Here is a 13,004-nt window from a genome sequence, read left to right on the forward strand (position 1 = left end):
CTCTACGACCATATCGACCGGCTCGGCTATTCCGGCTGGATCGGCGCCGAATACAAACCGAAGGCCGGCACGCAGGTGGGACTCGGCTGGTTCCGGCAGTTCGCCGGGCAGGGGAGTGCGGCGGCTTAGGCGCTTCTCAACCAGCCTCGGCGCTGCCCCTCACCCTTACCCTCTCCCCGTGAAAAACGGGGAGAGGGGGGTCGCCAGCGCTGGAGCTTGTTCCCCGTCTCCCCATCCTTCACGGGGAGAGGTGCCGGCAGGCGGATGAGGGGCGGCGCCAGCCTTCGATCCATTCGGACAAAGATCTTCAGGAGACCGCAAAATGGAAACCATCGGCTTCATTGGCCTCGGCATCATGGGCGCGCCGATGGCGGGGCATCTGCTCGACGCCGGCTACCCGGTCATCGCCAGCGACCATCGCTCGAAGCCGCCGGCCGCTCTCGCGGCCAAGGGGCTGAAGACCGTCACCGGCCATGATGCGGTGGCCAGCGCCGCCGGCATCATCATCACCATGGTGCCCGACACGCCGCAGGTGGCGGATGTGCTGTTCGGCGAAAACGGCGTCGCTTCAGCTCTGTCGAAAGGCAAGCTCGTCATCGACATGAGCTCGATCTCGCCGATCGCCACCAAGGACTTCGCCAAGAAGATCAACGATCTCGGCTGCGACTATCTCGACGCGCCGGTATCCGGCGGCGAGGTCGGCGCCAAGGCAGCCTCGCTTACCATCATGGTTGGCGGCGAGGAAGAGGCGTTCGAGCGCGCCAGGCCGGTGTTCGAGAAGATGGGCAAGAACATCACGCTGGTCGGGCCGAACGGCGTCGGCCAGACCACCAAGGTCGCCAACCAGATCGTCGTGGCGCTCACCATCGAGGCGATCGGCGAAGCCCTGGTCTTCGCCTCGAAGGCCGGCGCCGATCCTGCAAAGGTTCGCCAAGCCCTGATGGGCGGTCTCGCCGCCTCGCGCATCCTCGAAGTGCATGGCGAGCGCATGATCAAGCGCACCTTCGCGCCCGGTTTCCGCATCGAACTGCACCAGAAGGACCTCAACCTCGCGCTGGAAGGCGCCAAGGCGCTCGGCGTTGCGCTCCCCAACACCTCGACGACGCAGCAACTGTTCAATTCCTGCGCCGCCAATGGTGGGGCGAAGGAGGATCACTCGGCGCTGGTCAGGGCGCTGGAGCGGATGGCGGGCCACGAAGTGGCCTAGAAGCGAATAGCGAATAGGGAGTAGCGAATAGGGATTGCAGGCCGACGGGCCGCCGTGTTTCGGCTATTCGCTATTCGCTATTCGCTATTCGCTATTCGCTATTCGCTATTCGCTATTCGCTATGAATTTTCGCGCCGCATAAAGGCTCACCGCCGCGGCGTTCGACACGTTGAGCGAGCGGATGGCGCCGGGCATGTCCAGGCGGGCAAGCGCGGTCACCGTCTCGCGCGTCTTCTGGCGCAAGCCCTTGCCCTCGGCGCCCAGAACCAGCGCAATTTTTCCTCCGGCGAAGCTCTTTTCCAGCTCCGCCGATCCCTCAGAATCGAGCCCGATCGTCTGGAAGCCGGCATCGTGCAGTTGACCCAGTGCGTCGGCCAGGTTCTTCACCTCGATCTGGTCGATGTGCTCCAGCGCGCCCGAGGCCGATTTCGCCAGCACGCCCGATTCCTGCGGGCTGTGGCGGGCCGTCGTGATCAGCGCGCCGGCGCCGAAAGCAACCGCGGAGCGCAGGATAGCGCCGACATTGTGCGGGTCGGTGACCTGGTCGAGCACCAGCACCAGCTTTGTGTCGCCGAGCGTGTCAAGGCGCTTGGGTTTAAGCGGTTCCGCCTCGATCAGCACGCCCTGATGCACGGCGTCCGAGCCGGTGATTTTGTCGATATCTTTGGGCTCGACCAACTCGGTCATGAAGGACAGGGCGGAAAGATCGCCGATCGCCAGCCTCTCGGCGGCATTGCGGGTCACCAGCATTCTTTTGATCTTGCGTCGCGGATTGTCGAGCGCGGCCCGCACCGTGTGCAGGCCGTAAAGCCGCACCAGTCCGTCGGCGGGGCCTTCGCCCGGCAGCACCGGTTGGCGCGGCCGGAATGCCGGCGCGCCGCCCGCCTTCTGGTCGCGATGCGCGCGCCTCAGCTTGGCGTAGTGGGTGTCCTTCGGGGTGCCCGGTTTGCTGCTTTTGTTGTCGCTCATGCCGGCCTCTATAACCGTCCCGGCCGGCTAAGGATACGGGCTGCGGCGACGAATGCCGAACATCCTCGAAAAACCCTGGCCGCGCCGGTTGACACCCACCGGCCTTGCCGCCATAAGGCGCATCGCTGATTTCGGAGAAGATCCTTACTCGGGCTCCGGGTCGGCTGAAATGCCTCGTTGCATGGCTCCGGCGGCAGACTGGAGAGGTGCCCGAGTGGTTAAAGGGGACGGACTGTAAATCCGTTGGCTTAGCCTACGTTGGTTCGAATCCAACCCTCTCCACCACTGCCGGCCCGGAAGCCCTGAAACGAAAAGCACCGGAAGTGTGCCACTGTTTTCCGATGCTAGCGCAGGCGGGTATAGCTCAGTGGTAGAGCAGCAGCCTTCCAAGCTGAATATGCGGGTTCGATTCCCGCTACCCGCTCCAGATTTTCTTCGTCGTAGGCCTCAAATGAACGCCGAGCACCCGTGGCGTGCGGCGTGTTCGATCTGCCTTATGCTTAGCTGTTGAAAGCCGATGTCACCTGATGTTGCGGCGGGACTTGGCCGTTCGGCGTCAGCTTGTCGACAACGCCGGGCAGCGCCGTGGGCAATTGCTGCAGCAGCTCCTGCTCGTTCATACCGGGACGTTGCGCGATCTCGCGGATCACCGCCGGCCCCAGCGCCGAGCCGAGATCGTTGGCGTTGATCGGCCGGTTCTGGCCGGTGCCGACCCAGGAATCGGCTACGCCGCCGTGGCCGGCGTCTCGCAGTCTGTCGAGCAGCCCGCCCAGTCCGCCGAGCAGGCCGCCATCGGCGGAGGTTCCGGCGGGAGTTGGGGCGGGGGCCTGAGCTTCGGCTGGCTGTTCCTCGCTTCTGCCGCTCAGCATCTTGCCGACCAGCAGCGCGCCGAGCGCGATCATCAGGGGTTTGGTGATGTTGCCGCCGGGAACGGCGTTGTCAAAAAGGCCCATCATGGATCTCCTATCAACCAAGTCCACCCGGCGCCAGAATGGCTCAACCGGGGGGATTTTCAAGCTGTCTTGAGCTTTTGACAATCATATGAAAATGATTGGCAGCGAGGGGATTGGAGGGAAGAAATGGGCATCATCAGCTGGATCATTCTCGGCGCGATCGCCGGCTTCATCGGCAGCAAGATCGTCAACAAGACCGGTCAGGGCTTGATCATGGACATCGTGCTCGGCATCGTCGGCGCTATCGTCGGTGGCGTGATCTTCAGCGCCTTCGGCGCATCGGGCGTCACCGGCCTCAACATCTGGAGCCTGATTGTCGCCGTCATCGGCTCGGTCGTCGTGCTCTGGGCTTATCACCAGTTCTCCGGCAGGCGCACGCTGTAGAACGGTCGAACGATCGGCGAAACCACGGCTCGATCGCCGTGGTGGGATCGTCAGCCGAGCGCTGGTCGTCGAACGCGACCGCGCTGCGTATTGGCATTGGATGGCGTGGGGCGGAACGGCGATGGCGGTCCAGATTCAAGGCCTTCCGGTCACCTATTATCCAATCCCGAAAAGCGGCACCAGCAGCGTCAAATACGCGCTGATGGCGCTCGGCGGCAAGGAAGCCACTCTGCTTGACCCGGACAACGACGTCCACAGTCAAATTGCAACCAATTGGGCCGATCCGTTCGAGCCGGTCTATGACGGCCTCAGCGGCAAATTCACGATCGTTCGTGATCCGCTGGAGCGGCTGCTCTCGGCTTATTCCAGCAGGATATTGGACACCGATGTCCTATGGTCACGCTCGCCCAACCTCGAGTTGCTCGAGAGCTTTGGGCTGCCGACCAACCCGGATCCCGATACCTTCATCCTCAACATCGAAAAATACTGCGCATGCTCAGGGGACATCCACTTTCACGTCGCCTCGCCACGCCGGTTCATCGGTTCCAGCCTGTTCCTGTTCGAGCACGTCTTCAAATTCGAGGACATGGACAAGGTCGGCGCCTTCCTGTCCACGGTCAGCGGCAGGGCAGTCTCTATGCCGCGGCTGCAGGCAGCCCGGGGCAAGGTCAGTCCATCGGATCTGTCCCCCGCGGCGTTCAGAAAGGCGATGCGCTTCTGCCGCTACGACTACGGTTTCCTTGTCGACTATTACGATCCGGCACGATGGGGAGGCATCCCCCAAGGCGATCCCGATGAGACGTCCTCGCTGCATGTCGCCGGCGATCTGACCGCTTTTCGCAACGGCCGTCTGGTCTACCCGCGGACGCTGCGCAACCTCGTCGGATTCCTTGCCAAACGTCCGTTGAAGAAAAGGGTGGGGCTGTAGCGTTCAGCTTTTCAGTCCGGACGACCTCAGGCCACAACGCTCAAGCGCCTCCTTCGCTCGTCGAGCGAGACGATGGCGAGGCCGCTGCCGATCACCAGGAGAATGCCGCAGACGGCGAGCGTGTTGGGGAGCTGCCCGAACACCAAAAGGCCGGAAATCACCGCCCAGACGGTGAAGCAATAGTAGAAGGGCGCCACCGCGCTTGTCGGTCCGACGCGATAGGCCATGAAGATGAAGAAGTGACCGAAGATCAGGAACAGGCCGGCGCCGGCAAGCAAAAGGAGATGACGGCCCTCCGGCATCACCCACTGTTCCGAGACAAGGTGTGCGACACCTGAGCCGAGCAGCACGACAACCACGGCGGAGATGGCGACGATCATGCCGGGCACCTCGGCGCCCACCTTACGTCCGGCGAGGTCGCGCGCCGCGGCCAGGGCCGCGTTGCCCAGCGCCAGCAAGGCATAGATGGAAATGCCCTGCATCGTCGGTTGCGCCACCATGACGGCGCCGACAAAGCCTAGGCTAATCAGCGCCATTCGCACGGCGCCGATCTTCTCGCCGAAAAGGAGCGAGGACCCGACCAGCACGATGAGCGGCGTGATCTGCCCGAGCGCCGTCGAATCGGCGATCGGCATGTTGGCCAACGCCACGACGTAGCAAAGGATCGCCGCCAGCTCGCAAAGGTTCCGGCGCAGCACCTTGCGTTCGAACAGCAGCGGGATCTGCCTGCCATAGCCCAGCATGAAAAGCAGCGGCATGCCCCACAGTGTGGCGGCCGCGCCACGCAGCAGCAGCACCTCATAAGGCGGCAGCCCTGCGGTCGCGAGCTTCATCATCGTGTCATTGACGAGGTAGGATCCCGTCGAGACGATCATGAACAGCGGGCCGCGGATATTTGCCGGAAGGAATTGCATTGGCTGAAGAAATCAGAGGCGGATCGGGGCGGCAATGGGCCAGTTCCGGCCGATCTGGCGTCTACCCGCGCGAAACTGTCGATGGGCTAGCCGAGGCAAGACGCGCGGAATTGAATTCGCCTGTCGCGATCCTATATCCGCACCATACCCCTGAAATCAGATCATTGGTTCGGCTCGAGCGAGACAACGCTCAACCACAAGGCACTTGTGTTTTGCGGCCGTTGTCGCTAATCGCCCCGCATTCGACTGAACTGAAGGTCAAGGCCGCCCAAGGAAAGAGACTATGGCAAAAGGTAAATTCGAGCGCACCAAGCCGCATGTGAACATTGGCACGATCGGCCACGTCGATCATGGCAAGACGTCGCTGACGGCGGCGATCACGAAGTATTTTGGCGAATACAAGCGCTATGACCAGATCGACGCGGCGCCGGAAGAGAAGGCGCGCGGCATCACCATCTCGACGGCGCATGTCGAGTACGAGACGGCCAACCGTCACTACGCCCATGTCGACTGCCCCGGCCATGCCGACTATGTGAAGAACATGATCACCGGCGCCGCGCAGATGGACGGCGCGATCCTGGTGGTTTCGGCCGCCGACGGCCCGATGCCGCAGACCCGCGAGCACATCCTTTTGGCCCGCCAGGTCGGCGTGCCCTCAATCGTGGTGTTCCTGAACAAGGTCGACCAGGTCGACGACGCCGAGCTGCTCGAGCTGGTCGAGCTCGAGGTTCGCGAGCTGTTGACCAAGAACGAGTTCCCCGGCGACGACATTCCGATCGTCAAGGGTTCGGCGCTGGCCGCTCTGGAAGATTCGAACAAGACCATCGGCGAGGACGCCATCCGCGAGCTGATGGCGCAGGTCGACGCCTACATCCCGACGCCGGTCCGTCCGCTGGACAAGCCGTTCCTGATGCCGATCGAGGACGTGTTCTCGATCTCGGGCCGCGGCACGGTCGTGACCGGCCGCGTCGAGCGCGGCGTGGTCAAGGTCGGCGAGGAATTGGAGATCGTCGGCATCCGTCCGACGGCCAAGACCACCTGCACGGGCGTCGAGATGTTCCGCAAGCTGCTCGACCAGGGCCAGGCCGGCGACAACATCGGCGCGCTGTTGCGCGGCATCGACCGCGAGGGTGTCGAGCGCGGCCAGGTTCTGGCCAAGCCGGGTTCGGTGAAGCCGCACAAGAAGTTCGTGGCCGAAGCCTACATCCTGACCAAGGACGAGGGCGGCCGTCACACGCCGTTCTTCACCAACTACCGTCCGCAGTTCTACTTCCGCACCACCGACGTGACGGGCATCGTGACGCTGCCGGCCGGCACCGAGATGGTGATGCCCGGCGACAACATCACCGTCGACGTCGAGCTGATCGTGCCGATCGCGATGGAAGAGAAGCTGCGCTTCGCCATCCGTGAAGGCGGCCGCACCGTCGGTGCCGGCATCGTCGTCACCATCAAAGAATAATTGGACGAAACGGATCTGTCGCGGGCGCAGGGCTGCCCGCGCCGCGCCAGAACAAGGAATTGACGCATGAACGGACAGAATATCCGCATCCGCCTTAAGGCGTTTGACCACCGGGTGCTCGACGCCTCGACGCGCGAAATTGTGTCGACCGCCAAGCGCACCGGCGCCAACGTCCGCGGCCCCATTCCGCTGCCGACGCGGATCGAAAAGTTCACGGTCAACCGGTCGCCTCACGTCGACAAGAAGAGCCGCGAGCAGTTCGAGATGCGCACCCACAAGCGGCTGCTCGACATCGTCGATCCGACCCCGCAGACGGTCGATGCTCTGATGAAGCTCGATCTGGCCGCCGGTGTCGACGTCGAGATCAAGCTCTAAGGAACAAGAGGGCGGGGCGACCCGGAACTCTGAAGGAAGCAAGAGGCGTGGAGGGGCGTCAGCCCCGACAGGGAACTCTAAAGGAATTGAACCGATGCGTTCAGGTGTGATTGCAAAGAAGGTGGGAATGACCCGCATCTATAACGATGCCGGGGAACACGTTCCCGTCACCGTTCTCCAGATGGAGAACTGCCAGGTCGTGGCGCAGCGCACGCAGGAGAAGAACGGCTACACCGCCGTCCAGCTCGGCGTTGGCCTTGCCAAGGTGAAGAACACGTCGAAGGCGATGCGCGGCCATTTCGCTGCCGCCTCCGTCGAGCCAAAGGCGAAGCTCGCCGAGTTCCGCGTCTCCGCCGACAACATGATCGACGTCGGCGCCGAGCTCACCGTCGAGCACTTCGTCGCCGGCCAGAAGGTCGACGTGACGGGCACCTCGACCGGCAAGGGTTTTCAGGGCGTGATCAAGCGGCACAACATGGGTGGCGGCCGTGCCACGCACGGTAACTCGGTCTCGCACCGCACGCACGGCTCGACCGGACAGCGCCAGGACCCCGGCAAGGTGTTCAGGGGCAAGAAGATGGCCGGCCACATGGGCGACGTTCGCGTCACCACCCAGAATGTCGAGGTCGTCTCGACCGATGCCGACCGCGGCCTGATCCTGATCCGCGGCGCCGTCCCGGGGGTGAAGGGCGCCTGGATCCTGGTCCGTGACGCGGCCAAGGTTGCGCTGCCGGCCAACGCGCCGAAGCCAGCCGCGATCCGTGCCGCTGCCGCCAAGAACGATGCCCCGGCCAATGAGGGAGCGGAATAATGGACCTCAAGATCACAACCCTCGGCGGCAAGGACGCCGGCAAGGTAAAGCTCTCCGAGGAGATCTTCGGCCTTGACCCGCGTGAGGACATCCTGCAGCGCGTCGTGCGCTGGCAGCTGGCCAAGAAGCAGCAGGGCACGCACAAGGCCAAGGGCCGCGCCGAGATCGCGCGCACCGGCGCCAAGATGTACAAGCAGAAGGGTACGGGCCGCGCCCGTCACCATTCGGCTCGCGCTCCGCAGTTCCGCGGCGGTGGCAAGGCGCACGGCCCGGTCGTGCGCAGCCACGAGCACGAGCTGCCGAAGAAGGTGCGAGCTCTGGGCTTGAAGCACGCTCTCTCGGCCAAGGCCAAGAGCGCTTCGCTGATCATCGTCGACGAGCTGAAGCTCGCCGAAGCCAAGACCAAGGCGCTGGTTGTGAGCCTCGAGACGCTCGGGCTCACCAACGCCCTGGTGATCGGCGGCGCCGAGCTTGACCAGAACTTCAAGCTGGCGGCGACCAACATTCCCAACATCGACGTGCTGCCGATCCAGGGCATCAACGTCTACGACATTCTGCGCCGCGGCACGCTGGTCCTTTCGAAGGCCGCCGTCGAGGCTCTCGAGGAGCGCTTCAAATGACCGACCTCCGTCACTACGACGTGATCGTCTCGCCGGCGATCACCGAAAAGTCGACCATGGCTTCCGAGCAGAACCAGGTCGTCTTCAATGTCGCCAAGAAGGCGTCGAAGCCGGAAATCAAGGCCGCCGTGGAAGCTCTCTTCGGCGTCAAGGTTACGGCCGTGAACACGCTCGTCCGCAAGGGCAAGATCAAGCGCTTCCGCGGCACGGTTGGCCGCCAGGGCGACGTCAAGAAGGCGGTTGTGACGCTGGCCGACGGCCAGTCGATCGACGTCGCGACGGGTCTCTGAGCAAGGCCGCGAGGACAGGACAATGGCACTCAAGAAATTCAACCCGGTAACGCCGAGCACCCGTCAGCTGGTCATCGTCGACCGCTCGGGCCTCTACAAGGGCAAGCCCGTCAAGGGCCTGACCGAAGGCCTGACCAAGTCGGGCGGCCGCAACAACTACGGCCGCATCACGGCCCGCTTCATCGGCGGCGGTCACAAGCGTTCGTACCGCATCATCGACTTCAAGCGTAAGAAGTACGACGTCGTCGGCACGGTCGAGCGCATCGAATACGATCCGAACCGCACCGCCTTCATCGCGCTGATCAAGTATGACGACGGCGAGCTGTCCTACATCCTGGCGCCGCAGCGTCTGGCCGCCGGCGACAAGATCGTGGCCGGCGAAGCGGTCGACGTGAAGCCGGGCAACGCGATGCCGCTGGCCTCGATGCCGGTCGGCACGATCGTCCACAACATCGAGCTGAAGCCGGGCAAGGGCGGCCAGGTCGCCCGTTCGGCCGGCGGCTACGCCCAGCTCGTCGGCCGCGACCAGGGCATGGCGATCCTGCGCCTCAACTCGGGCGAGCAGCGCGTCGTGCACGGCTCCTGCATGGCCACCGTCGGCGCCGTGTCGAACCCCGATCACGGCAACATCAACGACGGCAAGGCCGGCCGCACGGTGTGGCGTGGCAAGCGCCCGCACAATCGCGGCGTGGCCATGAACCCGGTCGATCATCCGCACGGTGGTGGCGAAGGCCGCACCTCGGGTGGCCGTCACCCGGTTTCGCCCTGGGGCAAGCCGACCAAGGGCAAGAAGACGCGGTCCAACAAGGCGACCGACAAGTTCATCGTGCGCTCGCGCCATCAGCGCAAGAGCTAAGAAGAGGTAACGCCAAGTGACTCGTTCGATTTGGAAAGGCCCCTTCATCGACGGCTACCTTCTCAAGAAGGTGGACAAGGTTCGTGAAGGCGGTCGCAATGAGGTGATCAAGATGTGGAGCCGTCGCTCCACCATCCTGCCGCAGTTCGTCGGCTTCACCTTCGGTGTCTACAACGGCCAGAAGCACGTTCCCGTCTCGGTGAACGAGGACATGGTCGGCCACAAGTTCGGTGAATTCGCTCCGACCCGGACCTACTACGGTCATGGCGCGGATAAGAAGGCGAAGAGGAAATAATCATGGGCAAGGCCAAAGCTCCGCGCAGGCTTGCTGACAACGAGGCGCGCGCCGTTCTGCGCACCATCCGTATCAGCCCGCAGAAGCTGAACCTGGTTGCCGCGCTGATCCGCGGCAAGAAGGTCGCGACAGCGCTTTCCGACCTCGAATTCTCGGCCAAGCGGATTTCCGGCACGGTCAAGAAGACGCTGGAGTCGGCGATCGCCAACGCGGAAAACAACCACGACCTCGATGTCGACGCACTGATCGTATCGGAAGCCTATGTCGGCAAGTCGATCGTCATGAAGCGTTTCCACGCGCGTGGCCGTGGTCGCGCCAGCCGTATCGAAAAGCCGTTCTCGCACCTCACGATCGTCGTTCGTGAAGTCGAGGAAAAAGGGGAGGCCGCATAATGGGCCAGAAAGTCAATCCGATCGGGCTGCGTCTCGGCATCAACCGCACCTGGGATTCGCGCTGGTTCGCGAACACCGGCGAATACGGTGAGCTGCTGCATGAAGACATCAAGATCCGTAAGTATCTTGAGAAGGAACTCAAGCAGGCCGCGATCTCCAAGGTCGTGATCGAGCGTCCGCACAAGAAGTGCCGCGTCACCATCCATGCCGCGCGTCCGGGCCTGATCATCGGCAAGAAGGGCGCCGACATCGAGAAGCTCCGCAGGAAGCTGATGGAGATGACGAAGTCCGAGACGCACCTCAACATCGTTGAAGTGCGCAAGCCGGAAATCGACGCCACGCTGATCGCCCAGTCGATCGCCCAGCAGCTCGAGCGCCGCATCGCGTTCCGTCGCGCCATGAAGCGCGCCGTTCAGTCGGCCATGCGTCTTGGTGCCGAAGGCATCCGCATCAACTGCTCCGGCCGTCTCGGCGGCGCCGAAATCGCGCGCATGGAGTGGTACCGCGAAGGCCGCGTGCCGCTGCATACGCTGCGCGCCGATGTCGACTACGGCACGGCCGAGGCGAACACGGCGTATGGCATCTGCGGCGTCAAGGTGTGGGTGTTCAAGGGCGAGATCCTCGAGCACGACCCGATGGCGTCGGAGCGTCGCGCCACGGAAGGCGATCACGGCGGTCAGACCGGCGAGCGTGAGCGCGGTCGCCGTCGCGAGAACGCCTGAGAAATTTGAGAATTTGGAGTTAGAACGATGCTGCAGCCAAAGCGCACAAAGTTCCGCAAGCAGTTCAAGGGCCGTATCCACGGTACCGCCAAGGGCGGCACCAATCTGGATTTCGGCGGTTTCGGGCTGAAGGCGCTTGAGCCGAACCGCGTCACCGCGCGCGAGATCGAGGCGGCCCGCCGCGCGATCACCCGCGAGATGAAGCGCGCCGGCCGCGTCTGGATCCGGGTGTTCCCGGATCTGCCGGTCACCTCGAAGCCGACCGAAGTGCGCATGGGTAAGGGCAAGGGCGCCGTCGACTACTGGGCGGCGCGCGTCAAGCCTGGCCGCATCATGTTCGAGATCGACGGCGTCAGCGAAGAAACCGCGCGTGAGGCGCTGCGTCTCGGCGCCGCCAAGCTCTCGGTCAAGACGCGCTTCGTGCAGCGCATCGCAGAATAAGGACAGGCGATCATGAAAGCCGAAGATATCCGGACCAAGACCCAGGATCAGCTGGCCGACGACCTGGCCGCCCTCAAGAAGGAGCAGTTCAATCTGCGCTTCCAGAAGGCCACCGGCCAGCTCGAGAAGACCGCACGCGTGAAGCAGGTCCGCAGGGACATCGCGCGCATCAAGACCATCGCCGCGGAAAAAGCCGCGGCCAAGAAGGCTTAAGGACGAGAACCATGCCAAAGCGCATCCTGCAGGGCACCGTGGTCAGCGACAAGAACGAGAAGACGGTCGTCGTCAAGGTCGAGCGGCGCTTCACGCATCCCGTGATGAAGAAGACCGTGCGCCTGACCAAGAAGTACAAGGCGCATGACGAGAACAACGCCCACAAGGTCGGCGACCAGGTGTTCATCCAGGAATCGAAGCCGATCTCCAAGGACAAGCGCTGGGTCGTCATCACCGCGGATCAGGCTTGATCCGGGCGAACGAAACGAATTTTGGACAGACCGGGGAGGGGTGAAAGCCCGTCCCGTTAGAAAAGAAGAAGGCGGCCAGTCATGATTCAGATGCAAACAAACCTCGACGTCGCGGACAATTCCGGCGCCCGTCGTGTCATGTGCATCAAGGTGCTGGGCGGTTCGAAGCGGAAGTATGCCTCCGTCGGCGACATCATCGTGGTGTCGATCAAGGAAGCCATCCCGCGCGGCCGCGTTAAGAAGGGCGATGTGATGAAGGCGGTCGTGGTTCGCACGGCCAAGGACATCCGCCGTCCGGACGGCAGCGTGATCCGTTTCGACAAGAACGCGGCCGTTCTCGTCGACAACAAGAAAGAGCCGATCGGCACACGTATCTTCGGGCCGGTTCCGCGCGAGCTTCGCGCCAAGAACCACATGAAGATCATCTCGCTCGCGCCTGAAGTGCTGTAAGGAGCCGGACCCATGCAAAAGATCAGAAAAGGCGACAAGGTCGTCGTGCTTGCCGGCAAGGACAAGGGCCGTTCGGGCGAAGTCCTGTCGGTGCAGCCGAAGGAAGACACCGCGCTGGTCCGCGGCGTGAACCTCATTCGCCGTCACCAGAAGCAGACCCAGTCCCAAGAGGGCGGGATCATCACCAAGGAAGCGCCGATCCACCTGTCGAACATCGCGCTAGCCGACCCTAAGGACGGCAAGCCGACCCGCGTCGGCTTCGCCATCCAGAAGGACGGCAAGAAGGTGCGCGTCGCCAAGCGTTCGGGAGAAGTCATCAATGGCTAAGGCTGAAACCAAGCAGGCAGCTGCCAAGAACGAGCCGCGCCTCAAGAAGGTCTATCAGGAGACCATCCGCAAGGCGCTGCAGGAGCAGTTCGGCTACGACAACGAGATGCAGGTTCCGCGCATCGACAAGATCGTGCTGAACATGGG

20 protein-coding genes, 2 tRNA genes and 2 pseudogenes are annotated in these 13,004 nt (G+C 63.3%); 21 read left to right on the plus strand and 3 right to left on the minus strand.

The window, feature by feature from the left end:
• Positions 1–129, plus strand: a pseudogene (locus EOA60_RS38725) (hydroxypyruvate isomerase); the annotation flags it as partial.
• Between the two features lie 193 nt (positions 130–322).
• Positions 323–1,207, plus strand: coding sequence for a 2-hydroxy-3-oxopropionate reductase (locus tag EOA60_RS03700; RefSeq protein ID WP_066989555.1), 885 nt, complete (start codon positions 323–325; stop codon positions 1,205–1,207).
• A 105-nt stretch (positions 1,208–1,312) separates the two neighbouring features.
• Here the strand turns inward: EOA60_RS03700 and EOA60_RS03705 are convergent, their stop codons facing one another.
• Positions 1,313–2,176 (minus strand): RNA methyltransferase, encoded by an 864-nt coding sequence (locus EOA60_RS03705; protein ID WP_095824695.1) that lies wholly within the window; start codon positions 2,174–2,176, stop codon positions 1,313–1,315.
• A 200-nt stretch (positions 2,177–2,376) separates the two neighbouring features.
• Between EOA60_RS03705 and EOA60_RS03710 the strand changes: the two genes are divergently transcribed.
• A tRNA-Tyr gene (locus EOA60_RS03710) sits at positions 2,377–2,461 on the plus strand.
• Positions 2,462–2,529: 68 nt separating this feature from the next.
• Positions 2,530–2,603, plus strand: a tRNA-Gly gene (locus tag EOA60_RS03715).
• A 73-nt stretch (positions 2,604–2,676) separates the two neighbouring features.
• Here EOA60_RS03715 and EOA60_RS03720 read toward each other — a convergent pair.
• Positions 2,677–3,129 carry a YidB family protein gene (locus EOA60_RS03720; RefSeq protein ID WP_128311074.1) on the minus strand — a complete coding sequence of 151 codons (453 nt, stop codon included), beginning with the start codon at positions 3,127–3,129 and terminating at the stop codon, positions 2,677–2,679.
• A gap of 126 nt (positions 3,130–3,255) precedes the next feature.
• On the opposite strand from EOA60_RS03720, the gene EOA60_RS03725 reads away from it, so the two are divergent.
• On the plus strand, positions 3,256–3,513 hold the full coding sequence (locus tag EOA60_RS03725; RefSeq protein ID WP_066989559.1) for a GlsB/YeaQ/YmgE family stress response membrane protein: 258 nt from the start codon (positions 3,256–3,258) through the stop codon (positions 3,511–3,513).
• A gap of 121 nt (positions 3,514–3,634) precedes the next feature.
• Positions 3,635–4,441, plus strand: coding sequence for a sulfotransferase family 2 domain-containing protein (locus EOA60_RS03730; RefSeq protein WP_164748157.1), 807 nt, complete (start codon positions 3,635–3,637; stop codon positions 4,439–4,441).
• A gap of 26 nt (positions 4,442–4,467) precedes the next feature.
• On the opposite strand, the gene EOA60_RS03735 is transcribed toward EOA60_RS03730, so the two are convergent.
• A complete protein-coding gene (locus EOA60_RS03735) occupies positions 4,468–5,355 on the minus strand; it encodes a DMT family transporter (RefSeq protein ID WP_095824693.1) in 888 nt (295 codons plus the stop codon).
• Between the two features lie 283 nt (positions 5,356–5,638).
• Here EOA60_RS03735 and tuf point away from each other — a divergent pair, with 283 nt between their 5' ends.
• The 15 genes and pseudogenes from tuf to EOA60_RS03810 all read left to right on the plus strand — a co-directional run.
• Entirely contained in the window at positions 5,639–6,814 is a 1,176-nt protein-coding gene (tuf, locus tag EOA60_RS03740) for an elongation factor Tu (RefSeq protein ID WP_066989565.1), read from the plus strand.
• Positions 6,815–6,880: 66 nt separating this feature from the next.
• Positions 6,881–7,189: a 30S ribosomal protein S10 gene (gene rpsJ / locus EOA60_RS03745; RefSeq protein WP_006205468.1), complete on the plus strand. Its 309-nt coding sequence runs from the start codon at positions 6,881–6,883 to the stop codon at positions 7,187–7,189.
• 94 nt (positions 7,190–7,283) lie between these two features.
• Positions 7,284–8,000: a 50S ribosomal protein L3 gene (gene rplC / locus EOA60_RS03750; RefSeq protein WP_095825454.1), complete on the plus strand. Its 717-nt coding sequence runs from the start codon at positions 7,284–7,286 to the stop codon at positions 7,998–8,000.
• Positions 8,000–8,620, plus strand: coding sequence for a 50S ribosomal protein L4 (rplD, locus tag EOA60_RS03755; protein ID WP_095825453.1), 621 nt, complete (start codon positions 8,000–8,002; stop codon positions 8,618–8,620). Before rplC ends, rplD begins: the two co-directional genes overlap by 1 nt.
• Positions 8,617–8,910: a 50S ribosomal protein L23 gene (locus EOA60_RS03760; RefSeq protein WP_040983033.1), complete on the plus strand. Its 294-nt coding sequence runs from the start codon at positions 8,617–8,619 to the stop codon at positions 8,908–8,910. The genes rplD and EOA60_RS03760 overlap by 4 nt, the downstream gene beginning before the upstream one ends.
• Before the next feature lie 22 nt (positions 8,911–8,932).
• Entirely contained in the window at positions 8,933–9,766 is an 834-nt protein-coding gene (gene rplB, locus EOA60_RS03765; RefSeq protein WP_040970375.1) for a 50S ribosomal protein L2, read from the plus strand.
• Positions 9,767–9,782: 16 nt separating this feature from the next.
• The gene (gene rpsS / locus EOA60_RS03770) at positions 9,783–10,061 is read left to right on the plus strand and encodes a 30S ribosomal protein S19 (RefSeq protein ID WP_006205463.1); all 279 of its coding nucleotides are present in this window, start codon (positions 9,783–9,785) and stop codon (positions 10,059–10,061) included.
• Between the two features lie 2 nt (positions 10,062–10,063).
• Positions 10,064–10,453, plus strand: coding sequence for a 50S ribosomal protein L22 (gene rplV / locus EOA60_RS03775; protein ID WP_066989594.1), 390 nt, complete (start codon positions 10,064–10,066; stop codon positions 10,451–10,453).
• A complete protein-coding gene (gene rpsC, locus EOA60_RS03780) occupies positions 10,453–11,175 on the plus strand; it encodes a 30S ribosomal protein S3 (protein WP_127334820.1) in 723 nt (240 codons plus the stop codon). The genes rplV and rpsC overlap by 1 nt, the downstream gene beginning before the upstream one ends.
• Before the next feature lie 27 nt (positions 11,176–11,202).
• Entirely contained in the window at positions 11,203–11,616 is a 414-nt protein-coding gene (gene rplP, locus EOA60_RS03785) for a 50S ribosomal protein L16 (RefSeq protein WP_027170364.1), read from the plus strand.
• 12 nt (positions 11,617–11,628) lie between these two features.
• Positions 11,629–11,829 carry a 50S ribosomal protein L29 gene (gene rpmC, locus EOA60_RS03790; RefSeq protein ID WP_040970379.1) on the plus strand — a complete coding sequence of 67 codons (201 nt, stop codon included), beginning with the start codon at positions 11,629–11,631 and terminating at the stop codon, positions 11,827–11,829.
• Positions 11,830–11,840: 11 nt separating this feature from the next.
• Positions 11,841–12,080 carry a 30S ribosomal protein S17 gene (rpsQ, locus tag EOA60_RS03795; RefSeq protein ID WP_040970380.1) on the plus strand — a complete coding sequence of 80 codons (240 nt, stop codon included), beginning with the start codon at positions 11,841–11,843 and terminating at the stop codon, positions 12,078–12,080.
• 81 nt (positions 12,081–12,161) lie between these two features.
• Positions 12,162–12,530 carry a 50S ribosomal protein L14 gene (rplN, locus tag EOA60_RS03800; protein ID WP_006205457.1) on the plus strand — a complete coding sequence of 123 codons (369 nt, stop codon included), beginning with the start codon at positions 12,162–12,164 and terminating at the stop codon, positions 12,528–12,530.
• A gap of 12 nt (positions 12,531–12,542) precedes the next feature.
• Positions 12,543–12,857, plus strand: coding sequence for a 50S ribosomal protein L24 (rplX, locus tag EOA60_RS03805; protein WP_059188493.1), 315 nt, complete (start codon positions 12,543–12,545; stop codon positions 12,855–12,857).
• Positions 12,850–13,004: pseudogene (locus EOA60_RS03810) on the plus strand (50S ribosomal protein L5); the annotation flags it as partial. The gene rplX and the pseudogene EOA60_RS03810, both read left to right, overlap by 8 nt.

Source organism: Mesorhizobium sp. M1A.F.Ca.IN.020.06.1.1 (assembly GCF_004023265.1).
Classification (GTDB): Bacteria; Pseudomonadota; Alphaproteobacteria; order Rhizobiales; family Rhizobiaceae; genus Mesorhizobium.